At 77.3% G+C, this 1,194-nt stretch carries 1 pseudogene; it reads left to right on the forward strand.

Annotation, left to right across the window (positions count from 1 at the left end):
• Positions 1–891: 891 nt before the first annotated feature.
• Positions 892–1,194: pseudogene (locus tag HUW62_RS48305) on the forward strand (molecular chaperone DnaJ); the annotation flags it as partial.

The following is a 1,194-nucleotide window of genomic DNA, read 5'->3' on the forward strand; positions in this document are numbered from 1 at the left end:
GGGATGATGGCGCCCGCGACGGGCGGGGGCGTCAGGGGCGAGGTGATGGCCGGGGCCGCGCGAGGCGGCGTGCCCGCGATGGGCGCCACGCGAGGCGAGGCTCCAGCGACAGCGGGCGTCATCGGAGCGATGCCCGCCGGTGTGGGCCGAGGAGCGGGGCCCGACCCTGGAGGCGGAGGGACCGTGCTCGTGGACGCCGCGCGAGGCGGTGTGCCAGCGACCGGAGCGGGCGTCATCGGTGCGCTGCCCGCTGGAGTCGCACGAGGAGCGGGGCCCGACCCTGGGGGCGGAGGCACCGTGCCAGGCGCGGCCGTGCGAGGCGTGGCTCCCGCGACGGGTGCGGGCGTCATCGGTGGAATGCCCGCTGGAGTCGCGCGAGGAGCGGGACCCGATGGCACGGCGCCCGAGACAGGAGCCGGCGTCATCGGTGGAATGCCCGCTGGAGTCGCGCGAGGAGCGGGACCCGACGCAGCGGGTGTCGTGCCCGCGACGGGCGCGGGCGTCATCGGCGGGATGCCCGGCGCGGTCGCACGTGATGCGGGGCTTGAAACAGACGGCGCCGTGCCCGCGACGGGCGCGGGCGTCATCGGCGGGATGCCCGCTGGAGCCGCGCGAGGAGTGGGGCCCGCGGCAGAAGGTGTCGTCCCAGTGACGGGCGCGGGCGTCATCGGCGGGATGCCCGCTGACGTCACGCGAGGCGCCGTGCCCGAGGCTGTCGCGCGAGGTCCTATTCCCGCGCCAGGCGGAGGCGTCAGCTGCGTGCCCCCGGGAGGTGTCACCTCTGAACTTGGATCGACCTCACCTGTTGGCGGGGGCGGCGGTCCAGCGCGACGTGCTGGCGTGCCTGTCCCCGGACTCGGGGGCGCACCCACGGCGGGTATGGCGGCGACCGTGGGCCTTGCTCCCGTGGGCGTGGAGGCGGGGCCCGCTGACGGCAGCCCCGTGGCGCTCTGTCGCTGCGGCGCGGGCGCACCCACGGCGGGCATGGCGGCGACCGTGGGCCTCGCTCCCGTGGGCGTGGAGGCGGGGCCCGCTGACGGCAACCCCGTGGCGCTCTGTCGCTGCGGCATGGGCGCGGTGATGGCGGGCATCGCGGCCACCGTGGGTCGCTGCGTGGGAGGCACCGCTGGCGCCGCGATGCCTGGAGGCTTCGCCGTCGGCGCACCCGCGGGAGAGGTACCCGCGGCGGAGGGA

This window comes from Myxococcus sp. AM011 (assembly GCF_013372595.1).
GTDB lineage: Bacteria > Myxococcota > Myxococcia > Myxococcales > Myxococcaceae > Myxococcus > Myxococcus eversor.